This is a genomic window from Haladaptatus sp. AB618 (assembly GCF_024136965.1).
Classification (GTDB): Archaea; Halobacteriota; Halobacteria; order Halobacteriales; family Haladaptataceae; genus Haladaptatus.
Window position 1 is genome coordinate 216335 of the sequence record NZ_JAMYJX010000004.1, and the last position, 20110, is coordinate 236444.

Consider the following 20110-nt stretch of genomic DNA (forward strand, 5'->3'; position numbering starts at 1 on the left):
GAAGGAGTAAAGCGGTGTCTCACCGATTTACGTCGTCGGAAGCCAGACGAGCATGGCCCCCGGATCACGATTGTCCCACGAGTAGTACGGGACCGCTCTGAATTCGACGTCGGCGAGATCATCGCCGGTGTGTTCGCGGTAGAGCGTGTCTTCCCACCCGTCGGTGGTCACCACCCGTGCGTCACCGTCGAGGGCGACGACACCATCCAGGAGGTCCGCTTCGTAGGTGGCCACAACCGAACCGTCCTCGGGGATTCGAAGGTGGAAGACCGACCGGTCGATGTCGACGTCCTCGACACAGTAGACGATGGGACCGCGCTGGAAAGCCAGTCGTCCGGCGTCGTCGGAGACGTTCGGATGGGATTCCATGCGCACGATCGGTTGGTCGAACGTGAGCGTCACCTCGTCGCCGTCGCTCCAGGTACGTTCGACGGCGACGTATCCATCGTCAGTACCGACTTTGGTCGCTTCACCGTTGACCGTGACACCTGCGTTCGTACACCACTCCGGGACGCGGAGATGCAGGGTCGTCTCAACGGCTTCGTCGGCGGATACGGAGAGTGTCACGGAATCGTCCCACGGGTACTCGGTGCGCTGGGAGAGCGTCAGGGGCGCTCCGTCCACCGACACCGACGCTTCGCTGCCGACGTAGAGGTTCACGTACACCTCGTCTTCGGGACCCTGCGCATAGATGTACTCGCCGAGGTCGGTGAACAGGCGTGCGGCGTTGGGCGGACAGCAGGCACAGGTAAACCAGCCTTTCCGGTGGTGATCCCCCCGGCTTTCGAGCGGATTCTCGTAGAAGAACTCCGTACCGGACAGGGAAACACCCGCCAAAAAGCCGTTGTACAGCGCGCGTTCGAGGACGTCGTAAAAGCGGGCCTCGCCAGTCAACTGGAACATCCGATGGTTCCAGAAGATGCTCCCGATGGCGGCGCATGTTTCGGCGTACGCCGTCCGGTTCCGCAGGTCATAATCCTCGGTGAACCCCTCGTGTCTCGCTTCGGGACCGATACCGCCGGTGAGGTACATCCGCTTTTTCGTCATGTTCTCCCAAAGCGTTTCCAGCGTCCCGTACAGTTCCTCGTCGCCGGTTTCCGCGACGACGTCGGCGACGCCGCTGAAAAAGTACATCGCCCTGACGGCGTGTCCCTCGACGGTCGTCTGTTCACGGAAGGGGAGGTGTGCCTGTGCGTAGCTTCCATCGTACTCGCCGTCATCGAGGAAGAGGTTTCGGTGTGCCTCCGACTCGTCGCCCGCGATTTCGTCCAGGTGGTCGAACTCCCACTCCAGTCGGGAGTCCTCGCGTCCGCGACGATCGATGAAGTATTCGGCGAGGTCGAGATACCGCGACTCGTCGGTCACACGGTACAGATCGACCAGCGCGAGTTCGATCTCCTCGTGGCCCGGAACACCGTCCAGGGCACCCGCTTCGGTCCCGAACACGTCGTCGATGTGATCCGCGAGATTCCGTGCGACGGTCAGTAACCCCGATTCGTCCGTCGCACGGTGGTGCGCGACGGCCGCCTCGATGAGATGCCCCGCGCAGTACAACTCGTGCATCATGTGGAGGTTCGTCCACTTCGCGTCGGGTTCCTTGAGAATGAAGTAGGTGTTCAGGTAACCGTCCGCCTCCTGTGCGTCGGCGAGGAGGTCCACCACCTCGTCCACACGCGATTTCAGCGTCGGATCGGGGTCCGTCGCCAGCGCATAGGAGGCCGCTTCCAGCCACTTGTAGGCGTCCGAGTCGATGAACCAGATTCCCTCGAATCCGCCCTTCTCCCGTCCCGAGGCCCGTCGGAAGTTGCCGAGACACCCGCTGGTTTCGAGTTGTTCGTACTGGTGTTCGAGAGTGACCTCGCGGTTGGTTTCGAGACGATGATTCCAGAATTCGTCGTGAATACTGACGTTGGTGAGCGATACCGGTGTGAGCCGATGTTCCGGAGGTTTCAGTGGCACGGTTTGCGATAGCATGGATCAATATTAAATTTATCGAAAGTCCCACTTATCGGCGAGTAGTTCGACTTGACGCGATCGGTCGTTAATCACCAGCGGGAGAACTGACCCCCACGACGACGCGGTGGACGCCGTGTGCGTAGCCGAACCGCCCCGTCGTTGCCGATCCGTTCGTCAAACACAAACGATGAAACGGGACCAGTCTTCACTTGACGATGTCGATCTTCTCGCGGTCCATGGACATGGCGACGGCCAGGACCACGACGATACCGAGGATGATCTGCTGGACGAACGACCCGATACCGATGAGGTTCATACCGTTTGCCAGAACCCCGATGACGAGGACGCCGATGAGCGTTCGATGCGGACCGCCGACGCCACCCGTCAGAGCGGTACCGCCCATGACGACGCCAGCGATGCTCTGCAGAAGGAGTCCTTGACCCATTCCGGCGGCGGCCGACGAGATGCGTGCGGTGAGGAGCGCACCGGCGATACCACAGAGCAAGCCGGAGACGACGAAGACACCGATTTGTACCGGTCGACCGGGACGCCGGAGAGTTCGGTCACTTTCTCGCTTTCACCGAGGGCATAGCAGTAGCGCCCGAACGGCGTGAAGAAGGCGACGAACACCGTGATGACGTAGAACACCAGCCCCAACACGACGAGGTTGGGTATCCGAGGGACGACGTTTCCGATGGCCAGTTGTTGAACCGCCGGATTACGATACGGTTGGGAACTCCCGTTCGTGAGCAACAGTGCCCCGCCCATGAGGACGGACTGCGTTCCGAGCGTCACCAGGAACGAGGGTATCTTCCCTTTGGCGAAGACGACACCGTTCACCAATCCGGCGGCTAGCCCCACGAACGGGCCGACGAAGATGCCGACGAAACCGAATTGATTGATCGCCATGGCGGTCAGGACGCCGGAGAGACCGAGGTTCGCGGCGACGGAGAGATCGATGCTCTGTTGGAGAATGGGAAACGTCCCGGCGAGCGCCACCAACAACAGGATGGTGGAGTTCATCAGAATGCTGTTCACGAGGTTGTTGAACGTCAGGAACACCGGCGAGAGCGCGGTGAACAGGGCCAGCAGGATGACGAGCATCGCCACCGGACCGGCGTCTCGAATCCAGTCCTGGATCGAGCGCTTCTCGTACAGTTCGCCGACGATCGTTCGTTCGGATTGTTCGCTACTCATAGTTGTAACATCTCCTGGATGAGGTCTTCTTCCTCGGGTTTCTCTGCTACTGGTGCGGAGACGACGGTCTCCAGGTTACCGTGTCTCATGACTCCGATACGATTCGACATGCCGATCACTTCCGGTAGTTCGTCGCCGATGAGGACGATAGAAACACCGTTCGCGGCTAGCTGACGAATGACGCGATACACTTCCTCTTTCGCTCCGACGTCGATACCGCGCGTCACGTTGTCCACGACCAGCACGTCGACGTTACGTTGGAGCCACTTCGCGATGACGACCTTCTGCTGGTTTCCACCGCTGAGGGTGTGAGCGAGCGCCTCGATTCCCGGCGTCTTGATGGCCAGGTCCTCGACGGCATCCTCGGCGATCGATCGTTCCGACTCGAAGTCGATTATCGGGAGGAACCGTCCGACGATGGGGAGGCCGCGTCGAAGCTTCTCCGTGTCGATGGAGGGAAGGGAAACGTTCTCACGAAGACTCTGATAAAGGAGGATTCCATCGCTCTTTCGTTCCTTCGGGATGTAACCGATCCCCGCGTCCACGAACGCCGGAACCGACCCCGACCGAACGGGGTCGCCATCGAACCGAATCGTCCCCGAATCGACGTCCGTGGCTCCCGTAAGCGCCCGCCCGAGATCCTGTTTCCCGCTCCCCTCGACGCCGACGATACCGAATATCTCCCCTTCTCTGAGATCCATCGAAACGTCGTGAATACGGTCTTCTACCGTGAGATCCTCCACGGAGAGGACGGTCGGCGCGTCGGCGTCGATCGACTCCTGTTCGTTGGTTCGGTAGTACTCATCGGACGTACTCCGGCCGACCATCGTCTGTTGAAGGAGCGACTCGGTCGCGTCGTCGGCCGACATCTCGTCGACGACAGCACCGTCCTTCAGCACGTAGATTCGGTCGCTGACCTCCAGTACTTCGTCGAGTTCGTGGGAGACGAAGACGAAGGAAGCGCGGTCGCGCAAGTCGTCGATACGGTCGAAGAGGACGTCACGCCCGGACTGTTCGAGGGCGGCCGTCGGTTCGTCGAGGAACAGGATGGGGTGGTCGGCGTCCCGGGCACTGTTGAACGCCCGAGCGATTTCCAACATCTGCCGTTCGTTGAACCGGTACGTCCGAACGGGCGATCCGAGATCGAGGTCGATACCGAGGTCGTCGATGACCGTGTTCGCACGTTCGCGGAGCGCGTCCCGATTCAGTTTCGGACCGGTCGTGTAGCGACCGAGGCGTCCGAGAAACAGGTTCTCATAGCCGGTGAGGTTCGGGACGATGCTCTGTTCTTGCTGGACGATGGAGATGCCGTGTCTGGCCGCCTCGGTCGGACTCCCGAACGCCACCGTCTCGCCGTCGAGGACGATACGACCCTCGTCGGCCGAGTAAATCCCGGAAAGGACGTTCAGCAGCGTACTCTTCCCGGCCCCGTTCTCGCCGACGAGTCCGACGACCTCGTTCTTTCGAACCTCGAACGTGACGTGGTCCAGTGCCGTCGTGTTCTTGAACCGTTTCGTGAGATCGTCGACGTGCAGGAGTGGTGTATCGGTGTCCTGCGGAACGGGGGTCGTACTGATTTCTGTTTTGCTCATTGATCAGGTAATGGACTACTGGTAGGGGTCCGTCTCGTGATGTTTCCGGTACGTCTTTTCGACCTCGTCGAACTTGCTCCCGTCGTCGTAAACGTCGGGGAGCGAATAGCCGTTCGGCTTGTTGGATTCGGTCCAGTTGAGCTGATCGAGTTCGTCCTTTCGGATTGGAATGAGCCTGTTCTGTGGATCCCAGCTATCCGGATTGTGATGTCGGGACATCTTCTTCCAATCGTACGGCGATTTCTCGTCCGAGTACGCGACATCGAGATAGGGATCGGGTTTCGACCACGAGACGTCGAACTTCGTCTTCGTCTTCCCCTCGTACCGACTCGGCTTCTTCGTGACGAGGACGCCGCCGCCCCACATCATCCGCTCGGGTGGCTTTGGCTTCCAGCCGTTGAGCCAGTCGAATCCTTCGACGACCGCGTAGCCGCCCTGCCAGAACGTTTTGGCGGAAAACGACGCCACCCAATTCGGACCGTCTCCGTCCGGGCTGGTTTGTTTGATGTTCCTGATGGCGTCCGACGGACCGTCGTAGCCGACCAGCGGGACGCTCAAATCGTTGTTTTTGAGGACGGTGAATGCGCCGAGTCCCATCGCATCGTTCTGACAGTAGACCCCGTCGATCTTGTCACCGAACTTGGAGACGAACGACGACATGACCTTTCGTCCCGATGGCCGGTCCCATTTTCCGGGGAGCATGCCGAGTCGGTTGACGTTCGAATACTTCTTCATCGCCCGCTCGACTCCGATGTTTCGGTTACGCCCGGTCGCACCGTGTGGACCGGTGATGTGAACGAAGTTGCCCTTCTTTCCCATCGCCTCGAAGAGGATTTCGGCGGTGAGTTGACCCGTCTTCGCAACGGCCGGGATCTGATACTGGATGAAGTTGTCACCGGCATCGATCGGCGTGTACCACTTCGCGATGTTCCAGTAGTCGACGAATCCGGCGTCATTCTGTTTGCACTTGCGCACGACGGTAGGAACACCGGAGGCCTGATACGGCGTTCCACCGATGACGTTGTAATCCTTGGTGAATGCGGTCGAAAGTTGGGTAAGCATCTGCTGTTGTTGACCCTGGTTCTGCTTGTAGTCGGACGTCGGCGCACCGAGGGCTTTTGCCGCCTCCTGTACGCCGGAGGCGAATGCTTTCCACTGATCGTTTTGGAGGTTCGTCACCATCCCGAACGGTTTGAGCGTTTTCTTCCCGCCGTTACCGTTTTTCGACCCGCTTCCACTCGAGTTGCTGCTACAACCCGAAAGACCGACCAACGCTGCACTGCCGAGAGCGCCGGAGGTTTTGACGAACTGTCGCCTGCTATGGTTGGACATAGTTTGACACAATTAACCGTGTTTTCTACCCATCTTATTTCTATCGGTGCGATGAATGGAATTTCGTGATAACGATACGTCTTAGAAAGACGTCGTACACGGATGGTCCTCCGCTTCCGAACAGGGTGACCGGCGGGAAAACAGGTGTGTCGGTCGGAAAACCGCGTCAGTTCGTCCTTCGAGGTCGGAACTTCGGCCGCGATAGGCGTTTCCACCGTCCATCGGCTTCGAAAACGCAGAAGTAGACGAAGACGAGTGCGACGGAACGGAGGACACCGTACAGCCAAAACGTCATCCCTCGACCGTACCGATCCGCGAAGCCAGGGAAGTTCGCCGTCCGGACGGAATCGTTCGACGATATCGCAACCATCGTCGCATTCTTACATGGTGTCCGATAACGACGATTTCCCGTCTCAGCCCTTCATAGGGTACTGTCGGTTCGAGGAACGAATCGAAAGATCGTCGCGAGTAGTCCGATAATACCATACCGTTGATCGGGACGTATCCCGTATCGTTACGCAACTATACGTGTAATCAACGCTCGGAAACCGGTACCGTATTGCAAAAAACCTCCCAAGCCAGTTTGTCCGATACTACCGGATGTCAGATGTCGAACGTCGACGTTGATCGTGTTCGGCGTCCAGAGTAGCTGTGAGGGAATTCCGTCGCGGAATCGCTCTCCGAGGAGCCTGTTTCGAGGCCCCGAAGTTCTCACGTCCCCTGGCACGCTCTTCCCCTCGTGACGATCGGAATCCAGGGTTCCCGCGGGAAAACGACGCTCCGAGAGGGGTCCCGTCACAGAATCCGAAACACTCGGACGGTATCGCGGTTGGTCGGCTCACGGACGAGTTGGGCGAGGCCCAACTCCGAGAACACCCGTTTCCAATCCCGGAAGTAGAGGGGGAAGTCGTCGTTGACGTAACTCACTTTCTCGTCGCCGCGACCGCGCTGCGGGCTGTTACCCTCGTTTTCGGCGGTTATCAACAGATCGCTCGTGACGCGGATCAACTCCTCGAACACCCACGTATTCTCGGGGTGGATGTGCTGTAAGGTCTCGACGGAGTAGACGACGTCGAACTCGTCGTCGGGGAATTCGGGGATCACGTCCTCGATCGCACCCGTGTGGAACGTCCCCGTCGCGGTGAGGCGTGGATGTCGTTCTGCCATCACGTCGAACGAGTCTTCGTTGATGTCGATGCCGGACAGGTTTTTGAATCCGTTGTCGCGGAGATGGGCGAGGTGACGGCCGGAGCCACAGCCGACTTCGAGGATGGCGGCGTCTTCGTGTGCGTAGTAGTCGAGTACGGTGGCGAGCGTCTCGCTCACCTCGTTCGGCCCGATCTTCGCGTAGTATTCGGGCGAGTAGTCACCCGACCGTTCGGCCCAACCGCGGCGATTGTCGTCCGGTTCCATACGCTTTATTTCGAGGCCGGGAAGTTAAACTTCCCTCAACGAGTTCGCCAGCGGTCGGCGCTCCTCACACCGCCTCCCGTGCCGAACCGGACACCGACGTGGACGAAACAGACGTACGTAATGCATATTCACTCCGTCGAGACACGGAGTATGATTCGTATTCCCGTCTTCATTACGAGCATAGCGCTGTAACGGAGGACGCCGACGTCCATCGTCAACTCCTCCCGTATCAACCCCTCCCGTAGAGTTGATCCCGAAATACGGGAACAATCTCTCACAGCACGAAAACGATCAAACGCGTGCTACTGTGGCCACCATGAAACCGTCTTATAGAGGTGTGAAACCCCGATTCGTAATCCATTCCTCCACGGCGATTCTTTTTCGACAGTGATCCCATAATTTGGGATTTGAGCTCGAAAAAGTTCGAGTTCCGAGATGGGAACCCTCGACGGGCGCGCCACGCTCACTACCGGAGATTTTCGCCCGTAAAGGAGCTAAGAAGACGAGGTGAGATGGTTTCGTTTTCCGCGGGGAAGGTTTCCTCGACGGGTGGAAATCGAGAAATCCGAATATTCGGGAATTTTATGCCGAATGGCGACAATAAGGAGGTACGATGGGAAAATACACATCGCGGGTCCGGACGACCGAAACGTCCCTCGACGTCCTGGACGTCCTCTTCGAACGGGAAGCGGCGACCGTCGAGGAACTCGAAACGGAACTCGACCTGACGAACAGTACGGTTCACAGACACCTTTCGACGCTCCAAGAGAGGGGGTACGTGGTCAGGGACGAGGGGTCGTACCGCTTGAGTTTCAAACTTCTCACGATGGGTGGACGCCTCCGGCGGAACGTGACGGCGTATCCGGTCATCAAGACGAAAGTGGACGATCTCGCGGCAGAGACGAACGAACGGGTCCAGTTCATCGTCCGGGAACAGGACGAACGGATCTACCTGTACACGCAGACCGGCGATAGTCTGGTACAGACGGGAGCGTACACGGGTCGCCGCGGTCCGATCTATTCGAGCGCCGCCGGGAAAGCGATCATCGCCAACCTTCCGAACCCCGAGCGGGATCGACTCATCGACTCCCTCGACCTGCGACGGACCGGACCGAACACCATCACCGACCGCGACGCCCTCCGTGAAGACCTCCGGACGATTCGGGAACGGGGATACTCGCTCAACCTCGAAGAATCGACGGGCGGGGTGCACGCCGTCGGTGCCGCCGTCAGAGGAAAGGACGACGGCATCGTCGGGGCACTGAGCGTTTCAGGCCCGGCGACGAGGCTGAAGGACGAACGGTTGGAACGGGAACTTCCCGACGCCGTCCTCGCCGCGACCAACGAACTCGAACTGCACATCGCACACACGTGAAGCGGTCTCGGCCCCGATTTTTCGTTCCCGTATTTCGGGATCCACGGGGATGCCGAACGGGAGCGATGCGGGCAGGTTCGTCGTTTCGCCGCTCCGGGTGACCCTCCCTAGCGATTTAATAGTAAGAACGGAGAATTATTCGGTCGTATGTCGTTGTTAATTGGCACCGACGAGGGACTGTACCTCGTTCGAGCGCTTCCGTTCGAACGGGACGATGCGGAACTCGTCCTCGACTGTGGAATGGTCACGGGCATCGAAACGTACGAACACACGGACGACGTCTTCGTCTCGTCGTCGAGTGGGGCGTACCGGTCGTCGGACGGCGGTGAGACTTGGGTGGACCTCGGCGTCCCGGTCGGCAGTCGGTACTGGCATGCGGGGGAGAGCGAAGTGTGGTCCGTCCTCTCGACGCCCGACGCGCTGTACGCAGGGACGAACGACCCCTACGTGTACCGCTCCGTCGACGACGGGGAGACGTGGATGGAGATGAAGGGATTTCGCGATCTCCCTTCGCGTGGCCACTGGGAGTCCCCGATCGATCCCCACTACGCACGACTCAGGTCGCTGGAATCCGTCCCCGGACGGCCCGAACAACTCATCGCGGGCGTCGAGGCCGGTGGCATCCACCTCAGCCGCGACGGCGGCCAGACGTGGCACGACCGACGGGACACCATCGTCGACGACGTCCACGAAGTCGTTCCGATCACGGAAGACGTCTGGCTGGCGGCGACCGGTTATCTCGACCACACCATCGAGAAAATCGGCCTCGGCCACGCCGTCGGGACGGGAGGACTCCATCGAACCGTCGACGGCGGGGATTCCTGGACGCGAATCGACGTCGGAAACCCGTTTTCGTACATCCGGAACGTGTTCGTCCACGACGGGACCCTCTTCTTCGGCGGCGGCGAGGAAGCGCCGCCGGAGTGGGTCCACGACGACCACGGCGCTGCGCTCTTCGAATCGACGAACTTCGGCCGGACGCTCGACCGGGTGTCGTACCCGACGGAGGAGACGCAAGTCATCGATACGTGGGACGTGTACGATGGCGACGTCATCTGTGGTTCCGGTCTGTTCGACGTCCCCGACCCGCGAGAAGACGTCGAGGGCCGCGTCATGCGGCGTGACGACGACGGGACGTACCACGATGTGGGACGCGTCCCGGCCAATATCGGGACCATCGCGACGGTCTGACCCGAACGATCGACGCGGGCGGTCCAAACGAGGCGATTCGTAATCCGGGTCGATCCTAAATCCCCGATAAAGATATATGGTTTCGAGGTAGTTCTGAACACGTACAATGGCAACAGTGTGTACGACGCTCCGAACCAAACGCGGCAGAACCGTCCCGAATCCATGAGCGACTCCTCGTCCTCGAACGCGCCGCCGCGGTCCGCTCGACTGCTGTACAGCGGTGTGTTGCTGTACATGGCCGTCGATGGATTCCAACACAACGAAGCGCGGGTCGATCTCGCCCGGTCGAAAGGCGTCCCGGTCCCCGAAACTCTCGTTCCGATGACGACCGGTATGCTACTGGTGTCGAACCTCTGCCTCCTCGTCTGGCGATTTCCGAGGGCGGCGGCCGGTGCCGTGATCCTCTTCTTCGTCGGCACCACGCCGATGATTCACAACTTCTGGGAACTCGAAGGTGAGGAACGGCACGGTAACAAGATCGATTTCTGCAAGAATCTCGCCCTCATGGGTGGTGCGCTCGTCCTCCTCGACAACGCCGCGAACGACGACTGACCGACGAGAACGCTACTTTCCGAAGCCTCGTCCTTTCGAATCCCCGCCCGCTTCGGCCACCTGCTGTGACGCTCGGTCGGACCCGCGAGAGCGACCGAGCGACGGCGCATCGCGAAGGGGCCTACCGATGCGAACACCCGATACTTTTACCATCTGGTAATCGATAGTACCGGTACGGCGATAGCGATGTGTTGTGAGCATTCGCCACTCCGCAACGAGGCAATTAGCATGTCAGAAACCACCACGTCATCGGCACAGCAGGGAAAAATCCTGGACGGCATTACCGTCCTCGACCTCTCGACGTTCGTCACGGGAGGGTTCAGTTCGGCGATGTTGGCGAACCTGGGCGCAGAGGTAGTCAAAATCGAACAACCCGGCTACGGGGACGCGATCCGCCACTCGGGTCCACCGTTCATCCGCGGTGAGTCGCCCTACTACTGGACCGTCAACTACGGGAAACGAAGCGTCGAACTCGACCTGAAAAACGAGCGGGCGAGGGAGGCCCTGTACGAGTTGGCCGAGCACGCCGACATCTTCGTTCAGAACTATCGACCCGGGACGGCGGAGCGCCTCAGTGTCGACTACGCGACGATCAAGGAACACAACGAGGAGATCATTTACCTCGCCATCTCGGCGTTCGGACAGACCGGACCGTGGGCGAAGCGGTCGGGATACGACCTGTTGATTCAGGGGATGAGCGGAATCATGAGCGTGACGGGAGAGGAGGGTCGGCAACCGGTCAAGGTCGGTCTCCCGATAACGGACCTGATTACGGCCATGTGGGCGGCGTTCGGCGCGACATCGGCCCTCTATCGACGCGAACTGACCGGCGAAGGGGAGTACATCGACCTCGGCATGCTCGAAGCGACGCTGCCGTGGCTCACGAAGCAGGCCGGACAGGTGTTCGCCGACGAGACGCCGACGCGGATGGGGACGAAAGATCCGGTGTTGGCGCCGTACCAGACGTTCGAAACGGCAGACAGCTACCTCAACGTCTGCATCCTGAACGAGAAGCTCTGGCACGAGTTGTGTGCGGTCATCGACCGGCCCGACCTGCCCGCCGACGACCGGTTCGAGACGAACGCGGACCGGGTCGCCCATCAGGACGAACTGGAAGCCGAAATCGAGGCGACGCTTGGCGAGAAGACGACGGACGAATGGATCGAGATAATCGCCGACGAGGGAGGCGTGCCCGCCGGGCCCGTTTACGACGTGGACGAAGCGCTGACCAATCCGCAGGTGGAAGCGCGCGGGGCGATCACCGAGATCGAGCACCCGGAACTCGGGACGATTCCGGTCATCGAACACCCGCTCACGTTCGAACACACCGAAAGCGGGTTCGAGATGCCGCCGCCGCTCCTCGGAGAGCACAACCGCGAGGTGTTCTCCGACCTGGGATACACGGAGGATGAAATCGACGAACTCGAAACGAGGGGCGTGTTCGGAGCGCAAGACGGTGGTACCGACGAATGACCGGCGTGACGATTCCCGGCGTCGGGATGACCAGATTCACGGGCGCGTCGGACCGCTCCCTCGTGGAGTTGGCGGCGACGGCGGCGAACCGATCCCTCGCCGACGCCGGTTACGATCCAGACGACGTCTCCTCGCTCCACGTCGGGAACGTCCTCGGAGATGCCCTCGGATTACAGGCCGGTCTCGGGAACGCGCTCACGTCGTCGCTCGGGCTTGAGGGCGTCACCGCCGACAGGGTGGAGAATACCAGCGCGACGGGCGCGAGCGCGTTTCACCGGGGAGTCGAGGCGCTCCAGAGCGGCCACTCCGAAGTCGCGTTGGTCGTGGGCGCGGAGAAGATGTCCGTCGGCGACACGAGCAGGGTGACGGAAGCGATCAGCCGTCTCACCCACGAGCGTGAGTACGTGCAGGGCCTCACGCTTCCCTCGTTCGGTGGCCTCGCGGCGAGTACCTACCTCGCCCGGCACGACGCCCCCCGCGAGGCGCTCGCCGAAATCGCGGCGAAGAACCACCGGAACGCGGCAGCGAATCCGGTCGCGCAGTTCCAAACGGAGATCACCGTCGCGGACGCCCTCGACTCGCCCGTCGTCGCCGACCCGCTCCGCCTCTACGATTGCTGTCCGATGACGGACGGCGCGGCCGCCGTGGTTCTGGCCCGGGAAACGCCCGAGGACGTGCACGTGACGAGTATCGGAAGCGCGACCGGAACCCACGCCGTCGCCGACCGCCGGGACCCGTTGGAAATCGAGAGCGTCCGCGTCGCGGGGGAACGGACCTTCGAGCGAGGTGGGGTGACGCCTGACGACGTCGACCTCGCGTGTATCCACGACGCGTTCACGATTCTGGAACTCCTTGAACTGGAGGAGTTGGGGTTCTACGAGTCGGGCACCGCCTGGAAAGCGACTCTGGATGGAGAGACGCGACTCGACGGGCGACTCCCGGTTAATCCCGGCGGCGGGTTGAAGGCGCGGGGACATCCGCTCGGCGCGACCGGACTCTCACAACTCATCGAGTTGGTCTGGCAACTTCGGGGTGACCTCCCTACCGAGCGGCAGGTCTCGTCGGCCACCACGGGCTTCGCGGTCAACGTCGCGGGGTTCGGCAACAACAGCGTCTGCACGGTACTGGAAGCATGAGGGACCGACAGTCCACGACACGAACGGATCGGATAGCGGTGGACGAAGCCTTCGTCTGCGAGCACTGCGGACACCGCTGGTACTACACGCGGAGCAACTGCCCGAACTGTCGTCGAGACCGGATTGAGACGTACACGCTCGGCGAGGGGACGCTGATAGCGGTGACGAGCGTCGCGATGACGCCGCCCGACGTTCGAAGCCCGAATCCGCTCGGCTTCGCCCGATTCGGCGAGGTGCAGGTCGTCGGTCAGTTGGCACAGGAGGCCGCCGTGGGTGACCGCGTGGCGTTCGTCGGTGCGTACCGTCTCCGGGACGGAGACGAGGGGACGAACCCCCGCCTGACCGTCGTTACGGATTGATTCGACCGCGGATCAGCTGAAAACGTGCGAGAAAAAGGGAGCCACTTACTCCTCGATGCGGAGTGAGTCGAGGATGAACTCGTCGATGGCGGCGCGGGCCTCCTCGGGAGCGTCGTCGTGGCCGAGCGAGAGTTTGCGGCCCCGGGCGGCGTGAATGACGTCCGTGATGAGTTGACCCATCCGCTCGGTATCGACGTCGCGGAAGACGCCCTGATCGATTCCAGCTTCGATCACGGTGGTGATGCTCGACCGAATGCGGACGTAGTGCTGGTTGAATATTTCGCGGTGGCGTTCGTCGTTCCCCGCGTACGTGAACAGTTCGTGGTAGACCTTCATCCGGTCCCAGTGGCCGAAGTCGTCGAACGCCGGGCCGAACAGACACTGGTCGATGCGGGCGTCGAGTTCCTCACGCGGGGACGTGTCCGCCTCGACTTCGACGCTTCCCTCGTACTGGTCGATGATGTACTCCAGAAAGTGGGACATGAGGTCGTACTTCCCGTCGAAGTGGTAGTGGATGACCTGCCGGGTCATCTCCATCTCCTCGCCGATGTCGCGCATCCGGAGGTTCGTGTACCCGTGCTTGCTCAGGGCGCGGAACGTGGCTTCCATGATGGCCTCCCGCGTGTCGGAGGGGACGCGTTCGTTGTCGGGGGTGCTCATACGGCGTATTTTTCCCGGGAACATATAGGGGTTTTCCGCGCACCCCGGAAGGTGGTTTACCGCACGGTAAATTATTTAGTGTCATGGTTCATCAGTTCGAGTGACTATGTCACGAATAGTCATTCGGAGTGGGACAGTGGTCTCACTCGACACAGACATCGGAGATGTAGAAGACGCCGATATCCTCATCGAGGATGGCGAAATAGTCGAAATCGGGCACGGGCTCTCGACGGAGAACGCCGAGGTCATCGACGCGAGCGACCACATCGTACTGCCCGGGTTCGTCGACTCACACATTCACATCGCACAGACCCAAGTCAGGGGTATCGCCGGGGACTGGTCGCTCATGGGTGAATACTTCGAGCACATGCTCGGCAATATCACCGGGCTCTACCGGCCCGAAGACATGTACCTCGGCGGCCTCTTCGGCGCGCTGGAGAAGCTCCATACAGGAACGACCACGGCCCTGGACTGGTCTTACCCCAACACGCTTGAACACGGCGAACGGGCCGTCGACGCGCTCAAGGATGCTGGACTGCGTGCGGTGTACACCTACGGCCCACCGGGTGACGACGCGCCGAAGTGGTGGTACGAGAGCGATGTCGGTCTCCCCGAGCAGAACATCCGCGAGCTCTACGACGAGAAGATCCGCGACGACAACTTGCTCAGTCTGGCGCTCGGGCTCCGGGGACCCGACTTCTGTACCGATGAAATCTCCCGCAGCGACATGGAACTGGCGCGAGAGCTAGGGGCTCTCGCGACGATCCACATGGGTGCGGCACAGTGGACGTCGTCGGAGTACAACGACGACTACCAGGGCTTCGGCGCCATCCACGACATGCTCGGACCTGACGTCAACATCGCCCACGGTAACCACTTCACGCAGGAGGACATCCAGCACGCGGTCGACGCGGGCGCGTCCTTTTCGTCGACACCTGAGGTGGAGATGCAGATGGGCCACGGCATCCCCGTCACCGGGAAAGTGCTCGAAGCAGGTGGCCGCCCGACATGGGGCGTCGACGTCTGTTCGAACATCAGCGGGGACATGGGAACGCAGATGCGCATCGGACTCCAAGTCCAACGGATGCTCGAAAATCAAAACCTCCTCGAAAACGGCGAGGAGGTTTTGGAAGTGGGACTGACGGCCCGCGACACGCTCGAAATGGCGACCATCGAGGGGGCGAGAGCGCTCGGCATGGAGGACGAAATCGGGACACTCACACCCGGCAAACGGGCCGACATCATCATGATCGACACCGACGACTTCGCGACGGCCCCGGCTCATTCGCCGGTCCAGACCGTCGTCTTCCAGTCCGACCCGTCGCACATCGACACGGTGCTCGTCGACGGGAAACCCGTCAAACGCGATGGAGCACTCCTGAACCCCGCGGTGGACGAGGAGTTCGACCGATTCGTCGATTCGGGATACCGCCTCGTCGAGGAGGCCGGTATCGACCTATGAGGACAGATTCAATACCGCCCCGGTCGACTACACGCGATACCGAACGATGCGACTAGGACAATACACAGCCACCGACGACGAAGCACCGTGGACGGGAGCGCGACTCGACGAGCGGACGGTCGTAAACCTCGCGGAAGCCGGAGCCGCGGCGGGAGTCGACCTTCCCGAAACGAGCACCGACCTCCTCGCCACCTGGGAGTGGGAAGCGAAAGCCGACCTCGCTCTGGAACGTGCCGCCGCGTCCGGGGAAGGGACGTACGAATTCGACGAGCTAACCAGATACGCCCCGATCACGAACCCGGACAAGGTCGTCTGCGTGGGTCTGAACTACCGCGATCACGCGGAGGAAGGGGACAATCCGATCCCAGAGACCCCCGTCCTGTTCTCGAAGTTTCCGACCGCGGTTACCGGCCCGGACGACGAGATTCGCTGGGACCCCGACCTCACCGAGAAGGTCGACTACGAGGCCGAGTTCGTCGCCGTCATCGGGCGCGAGACACGGCGTGTGAGCCGAGCGGACGCGCTCGACCACGTCGCGGGGTTCCTCGTCGGCAACGACGTCTCCGCCCGGGACTTACAGCACGGGGACGGACAGTGGGTACGCGGAAAGAGTCTCGACTCCTTTGCACCCATCGGGCCGGAACTCGTGACGACAGACGAGGTGTCCGACCCGCACGATTTGGACATCTGGGCGGAAGTCAACGGCGAGCGACTCCAGGATTCCTCGACGTCGAACCTCATCTTCGGCATCGACGAACTCGTCTCCTTCTGTAGTCAGGCGTTCACGCTCGAACCGGGCGACCTGCTCTTCACCGGAACGCCGCCCGGTGTCGGCGTGTATCGGGAGCCGCCGGTGTTGTTGTCGGACGGCGACGAGGTCACCGTCGGCGTGGAAGAACTCGGTGAGCTCACGAACACCTGCGCGTTCGACTGACGCGTTTGTGGGGGACGTTCGTGTGCTCCCTCGTCATCGAACGCGGCAAAGAATATCGAATCGGAACCGTCAGTCGGAGAAGCCGAACACGTCGCGGGGGTTTTCGAACACGACTTTTCGAATCGACTCCGTGTCGATGCCGTACCGGTACAGCTCGAACATCGCTCGTTTTATCGCGTCCGGGTCGGTGCGAAGGACGTTGGCGCAGTCGGTGTCGATCATGATCCGCTCCGGTCCGTACTCGTCGATGGCGTTCGCGACGTCCGCCGGTCCGACGCCGACGAGCCACGAGTGACCGATGGTGAAACTGAGGTAGCAGTCGGTTTCGCGCATGAGGTAGTCGACGTTGTTCCGGTCGGCGTGAGACGCGACGACTTGCTCCTCGGGCAGTCCGGCGTCGCGCGCCGCCTCGATATCCATCTCGACGGCCCGTAACGCCGGGTTCTCTCCCGTGATGACGGGGTCCTGTCCCAACGAGGTGTTCTTCTCGTATCCCGGGATGCCGAATTCCGGACGATAGGACCGCCCGGACGAACCGGACTGGTTCGGCGTGTGGAGGATGATGGGCAGGTTGTGACGTTCAGCGAGTTCCATCTGGGCGCGAACGATGGCACGCTGTTCGTCCACGTCCCAGGCTTCGACGTGTTGGGCGGGAGTGACTCCCGTCTCCCCGACGGCGACGACTTCGTCCAACTCGCAGTACCGGTCCATCGCCTCGATGAGTTCGTCCGGGTTTTCTATCCGGACCCCGGTGTGGATACCCAGGCCGAGTCGCGCCTCGAAGAAGTGGTTGCGTTCTATCGCCGCCCGGCGGTTGATAGCGTCGTCCCAGAGAAACCGTACGTCCTCGGCACGAACCGGTTTGTAGGGAGTCCAGTGATATCCGGACGCAACCATGACCATCCCCTCGCACCCCGAGAGCGCGTAGCGTTCCCTGTCGTCCCAGGAGAGGGTGTGTGCGTGGTTGTGGCCGTCGAACCAGGGTAAGTTGAGGAGTTCCCGCGGGTACGAGCGGTCATCTTCGTCCAGATACTCCGCGTCAGTCGGTCTCTTCGTTGGATTCGTCGAATTCATGTATAGGCTCGGAAGCGTCAACTGGCCGCGCTGCGACGTCCAGGTTCCACCTAGTACGCCGTTCGTACGGTACCCACTTAGCGTTTGACAATATGGTAAAACGAACTCCGTAACGAGGAGTTCCGATGAAGGGTTGGTCGCTTATTGCCCACCTGACCGCGAACGACGGACGCTGGCCGCACGAATATGTGTCGACGCTCGTCGGACTGCTATTCGGCCACGTCCACGCGACAGCAGGTTCGGGTCGAAGGACGAGGTCGTTCTTCGGCGGAGATATCTGAAAGTAGACAGAAACGCTGGGTCGCCAAATCGGGCCCTGAGTTCTGGGCTGCCGCCCGTTTCACCGACCATAATATTGCATGAATATTAGAATACTATTTGGATAGATTCGGCTATTGACCAGACGTCAAACACGTGTGGTCGGCTACGATGACTCCTTTGTGAATGGTGTTTATAGTGATATTTGTCTGCCGGTTTTTACGATAGTAACCCTGTTTTCTCGCTACTAAATCCATGTTTTTAATTTTCATCACACAACAGAGTTCCGTAAAGGGCCACCAGTAGATCGGAAGTGGAAGGAGAACGTGCTGTCTTTATCCGGGTCGAAATAGACGAGAACCGACGATTGTATTGTTTTATAATTGCAATATTATAGCAGTATCTGGCCCTCCCGCGAGGGGGAATCGAAGGAAACGGAAACCCACTTCGGTCGGAACGGTTATACGTCGTCCCCTTCGGTCGCGAGCGTTCGAGGGTCGCCTCCGATTCCGGTTCGCCGAAACAGTTTAACCCGGATTGTTCGAATCACGTCGTAGACGATGGGACAAACCATTTCGCTTGCCGAGGAATCGATGATCGAGGACCGACCCCGTCGCGGCCGGACGGGCGATGATCACGAGATGGTCGGGCACAGGACGACCGAACGTCCCGTGGGTGACCGGTAGATGGTCGGAGAAGCCCGCCATCCGGATACCGATACCGGTCCTCTCGACGGTGTCACGGTTCTCGATGCGTCTCGCGTCCTCGTCGGTCCGTTCTGCACCATGCAGTTGGGGGACCTCGGCGCGGACGTCATCAAGATAGAACAACCGGACGTCGGTGATCAGACGCGCGGGTGGCATCCACCGACGTACGGCGAATCGGACGAGAGCGCATACTACCTCAGCGTGAACCGTAACAAGCGTTCGATGACGCTTGACCTCGCGAGCGACGACGGCCGTGCGCTCTTCCGCGACCTCGCGAGCGAAGCCGACGTCGTCGTCTCGAACTTCCGTGTCGGCACGATGGAGGAGTGGGGACTCGATTACGCGACGCTCCGGGAGGACAATCCCGGCCTCGTCTACTGTGCCCTCTCGGGATACGGTGAGTGGGGACCGGACAAGGATCGTCCCGCCTACGACCTCATCATGCAGGCGGAAGGGGGACTGATGAGCATCACCGGCGAAGCCGACGGTGCCCCCGTTCGGGTAGGTGTCGCCATCGCCGACATCGGCGCGGGGATGTACGCCACACAGGCCATCCTCGCCGCGCTCCTCGAACGCGAACTCGGCGACGGGACCGGCCAAAAAATCGACGTTTCGCTGCTCGACGGGCAGGTCGCGTGGATGAGTTACATGGCCTCCAACTACTTCGCGACGGGGGCACCGCCGGGTCGGATGGGCAGCAAACATCCGACCCTCGCGCCGTATCAAGCGTTTCCGACGATGGACGGATACGTCGTCGTCGCGGTTCCCTCACCGAATCTCTGGCCGAAGTTCTGCGCCGCCATCGACCGCGAGGACCTCGTCGATGACGACCGGTTCGCGACGAACGCGGACCGCGTCGAGAACCGCGATGCGCTCGATGCGGCGCTCGAACCGGCGTTCGCGGCCATTACGACCGAGGAAGTTCTCGACCTGATGGACGAGTACGGCGTTCCGGCGAGCGACGTCAAGGACATGGAGGACGTCTTCGAGAACCCGCAGGTCGCCGCACGGAACATGCACCGATCGATATCCCATCCGACCGCAGGCGAGGTCGAAATGGCGGGAAGCCCGATGCACCTCTCGAAGACACCTGCGAGGGTCCGTACGCATCCGCCGCTCCTCGGCGAGCACACGGAAGAAATCCTTTCCGAATACGGATATACCGAGGCGGATATCGAGCGACTGTCCGATAAGGATGTTCTCTGATCGGCCGCCACATCTCGTCGGGTAAAATGAAGATACCGCTCCCGACCATCGCACCGATGCTGATGGACGTCGTCGATACCAGACTGAGGTCACGTTCGAGGTCCTTGGGCACGGCTTATGCCATTAACGCGGGAAGGCGCTGTACCGTTACCGACCCACCGAGACGGGACCCACGTGCCACCCGACATCGAGTCGAAGGCGGTCACTCTCACCGAAGACCACGAAAAAACAAA

The 20110-nt window shown here is 60.9% G+C and carries 17 protein-coding genes and 1 pseudogene; 10 read left to right on the plus strand and 8 right to left on the minus strand.

The features are described 5' to 3' along the window. Positions 1-27 precede the first annotated feature (27 nt). The 6 genes and pseudogenes from NKF26_RS14335 to NKF26_RS14365 all read right to left on the minus strand — a co-directional run bounded on the left by NKF26_RS14335 (position 28) and on the right by NKF26_RS14365 (position 7490). A complete protein-coding gene (locus NKF26_RS14335; protein ID WP_253225763.1) occupies positions 28-1959 on the minus strand; it encodes a beta-L-arabinofuranosidase domain-containing protein in 1932 nt (643 codons plus the stop codon). Between the two features lie 202 nt (positions 1960-2161). Beyond that, a pseudogene (locus tag NKF26_RS24410) lies at positions 2162-3153 on the minus strand (ABC transporter permease). After that, positions 3150-4745, minus strand: coding sequence for a sugar ABC transporter ATP-binding protein (locus tag NKF26_RS14350; protein ID WP_253225765.1), 1596 nt, complete (start codon positions 4743-4745; stop codon positions 3150-3152). Before NKF26_RS14350 ends, NKF26_RS24410 begins: the two are co-directional and overlap by 4 nt. Positions 4746-4760: 15 nt before the next feature. Next, on the minus strand, positions 4761-6077 hold the full coding sequence (locus tag NKF26_RS14355) for a sugar ABC transporter substrate-binding protein (protein WP_253225766.1): 1317 nt from the start codon (positions 6075-6077) through the stop codon (positions 4761-4763). A gap of 166 nt (positions 6078-6243) precedes the next feature. Continuing rightward, positions 6244-6447 carry a hypothetical protein gene (locus NKF26_RS14360; protein WP_253225767.1) on the minus strand — a complete coding sequence of 68 codons (204 nt, stop codon included), beginning with the start codon at positions 6445-6447 and terminating at the stop codon, positions 6244-6246. A gap of 425 nt (positions 6448-6872) precedes the next feature. Further along, entirely contained in the window at positions 6873-7490 is a 618-nt protein-coding gene (locus NKF26_RS14365; RefSeq protein WP_253225768.1) for a class I SAM-dependent methyltransferase, read from the minus strand. A gap of 613 nt (positions 7491-8103) precedes the next feature. Between NKF26_RS14365 and NKF26_RS14370 the strand changes: the two genes are divergently transcribed. From NKF26_RS14370 to NKF26_RS14395, 6 genes are all read left to right on the plus strand, one after another. Next, positions 8104-8865 carry an IclR family transcriptional regulator gene (locus NKF26_RS14370; protein WP_253225769.1) on the plus strand — a complete coding sequence of 254 codons (762 nt, stop codon included), beginning with the start codon at positions 8104-8106 and terminating at the stop codon, positions 8863-8865. 147 nt (positions 8866-9012) lie between these two features. Next, positions 9013-10056 (plus strand): sialidase family protein, encoded by a 1044-nt coding sequence (locus tag NKF26_RS14375; RefSeq protein ID WP_253225770.1) that lies wholly within the window; start codon positions 9013-9015, stop codon positions 10054-10056. Positions 10057-10218: 162 nt separating this feature from the next. Next, complete coding sequence (locus NKF26_RS14380; protein ID WP_253225771.1) at positions 10219-10608, plus strand: DoxX family protein; 390 nt, start codon at positions 10219-10221, stop codon at positions 10606-10608. A 228-nt stretch (positions 10609-10836) separates the two neighbouring features. Next, the gene (locus NKF26_RS14385) at positions 10837-12081 is read left to right on the plus strand and encodes a CaiB/BaiF CoA-transferase family protein (protein ID WP_253225772.1); all 1245 of its coding nucleotides are present in this window, start codon (positions 10837-10839) and stop codon (positions 12079-12081) included. Continuing rightward, a complete protein-coding gene (locus NKF26_RS14390; RefSeq protein WP_253234493.1) occupies positions 12078-13217 on the plus strand; it encodes a thiolase family protein in 1140 nt (379 codons plus the stop codon). The genes NKF26_RS14385 and NKF26_RS14390 overlap by 4 nt, the downstream gene beginning before the upstream one ends. After that, positions 13214-13576 (plus strand): Zn-ribbon domain-containing OB-fold protein, encoded by a 363-nt coding sequence (locus NKF26_RS14395; protein ID WP_253234494.1) that lies wholly within the window; start codon positions 13214-13216, stop codon positions 13574-13576. Before NKF26_RS14390 ends, NKF26_RS14395 begins: the two co-directional genes overlap by 4 nt. 45 nt (positions 13577-13621) lie before the next feature. On the opposite strand, the gene NKF26_RS14400 is transcribed toward NKF26_RS14395, so the two are convergent. Next, positions 13622-14236 (minus strand): TetR/AcrR family transcriptional regulator, encoded by a 615-nt coding sequence (locus tag NKF26_RS14400; RefSeq protein ID WP_253225775.1) that lies wholly within the window; start codon positions 14234-14236, stop codon positions 13622-13624. Positions 14237-14342: 106 nt separating this feature from the next. Here NKF26_RS14400 and NKF26_RS14405 point away from each other — a divergent pair, with 106 nt between their 5' ends. Both NKF26_RS14405 and NKF26_RS14410 read left to right on the plus strand, forming a co-directional pair. Next, positions 14343-15698 (plus strand): amidohydrolase family protein, encoded by a 1356-nt coding sequence (locus tag NKF26_RS14405; protein ID WP_256487197.1) that lies wholly within the window; start codon positions 14343-14345, stop codon positions 15696-15698. Between the two features lie 46 nt (positions 15699-15744). Then, on the plus strand, positions 15745-16632 hold the full coding sequence (locus NKF26_RS14410) for a fumarylacetoacetate hydrolase family protein (RefSeq protein WP_253225777.1): 888 nt from the start codon (positions 15745-15747) through the stop codon (positions 16630-16632). Positions 16633-16701: 69 nt separating this feature from the next. Here NKF26_RS14410 and NKF26_RS14415 read toward each other — a convergent pair whose 3' ends face one another. Beyond that, the gene (locus NKF26_RS14415) at positions 16702-17706 is read right to left on the minus strand and encodes a TatD family hydrolase (protein ID WP_253225778.1); all 1005 of its coding nucleotides are present in this window, start codon (positions 17704-17706) and stop codon (positions 16702-16704) included. An 818-nt stretch (positions 17707-18524) separates the two neighbouring features. On the opposite strand from NKF26_RS14415, the gene NKF26_RS24135 reads away from it, so the two are divergent. Both NKF26_RS24135 and NKF26_RS14420 read left to right on the plus strand, forming a co-directional pair. Continuing rightward, a complete protein-coding gene (locus NKF26_RS24135) occupies positions 18525-18650 on the plus strand; it encodes a hypothetical protein (RefSeq protein WP_256487204.1) in 126 nt (41 codons plus the stop codon). Next, positions 18651-19877: a CaiB/BaiF CoA-transferase family protein gene (locus NKF26_RS14420; protein WP_253225779.1), complete on the plus strand. Its 1227-nt coding sequence runs from the start codon at positions 18651-18653 to the stop codon at positions 19875-19877. Positions 19878-20110: the final 233 nt, after the last annotated feature.

Bases quoted from the DNA above. Each gene is read 5' to 3' on its own strand.
- NKF26_RS14390 (WP_253234493.1), top strand. From the start codon at position 12,078: ATGACCGGCGTGACGATTCCCGGCGTCGGGATGACCAGATTCACGGGC.
- NKF26_RS14355 (WP_253225766.1), bottom strand. From the start codon at position 6,077: ATGTCCAACCATAGCAGGCGACAGTTCGTCAAAACCTCCGGCGCTCTC.
- NKF26_RS14360 (WP_253225767.1), bottom strand. From the start codon at position 6,447: ATGGTTGCGATATCGTCGAACGATTCCGTCCGGACGGCGAACTTCCCT.
- NKF26_RS14380 (WP_253225771.1), top strand. From the start codon at position 10,219: ATGAGCGACTCCTCGTCCTCGAACGCGCCGCCGCGGTCCGCTCGACTG.
- NKF26_RS14420 (WP_253225779.1), top strand. From the start codon at position 18,651: ATGGTCGGAGAAGCCCGCCATCCGGATACCGATACCGGTCCTCTCGAC.
- NKF26_RS14385 (WP_253225772.1), top strand. From the start codon at position 10,837: ATGTCAGAAACCACCACGTCATCGGCACAGCAGGGAAAAATCCTGGAC.
- NKF26_RS24135 (WP_256487204.1), top strand. From the start codon at position 18,525: ATGGGACAAACCATTTCGCTTGCCGAGGAATCGATGATCGAGGACCGA.
- NKF26_RS14395 (WP_253234494.1), top strand. From the start codon at position 13,214: ATGAGGGACCGACAGTCCACGACACGAACGGATCGGATAGCGGTGGAC.
- NKF26_RS14365 (WP_253225768.1), bottom strand. From the start codon at position 7,490: ATGGAACCGGACGACAATCGCCGCGGTTGGGCCGAACGGTCGGGTGAC.
- NKF26_RS14400 (WP_253225775.1), bottom strand. From the start codon at position 14,236: ATGAGCACCCCCGACAACGAACGCGTCCCCTCCGACACGCGGGAGGCC.
- NKF26_RS14415 (WP_253225778.1), bottom strand. From the start codon at position 17,706: ATGAATTCGACGAATCCAACGAAGAGACCGACTGACGCGGAGTATCTG.
- NKF26_RS14350 (WP_253225765.1), bottom strand. From the start codon at position 4,745: ATGAGCAAAACAGAAATCAGTACGACCCCCGTTCCGCAGGACACCGAT.
- NKF26_RS14375 (WP_253225770.1), top strand. From the start codon at position 9,013: ATGTCGTTGTTAATTGGCACCGACGAGGGACTGTACCTCGTTCGAGCG.
- NKF26_RS14405 (WP_256487197.1), top strand. From the start codon at position 14,343: ATGTCACGAATAGTCATTCGGAGTGGGACAGTGGTCTCACTCGACACA.
- NKF26_RS14410 (WP_253225777.1), top strand. From the start codon at position 15,745: ATGCGACTAGGACAATACACAGCCACCGACGACGAAGCACCGTGGACG.
- NKF26_RS14370 (WP_253225769.1), top strand. From the start codon at position 8,104: ATGGGAAAATACACATCGCGGGTCCGGACGACCGAAACGTCCCTCGAC.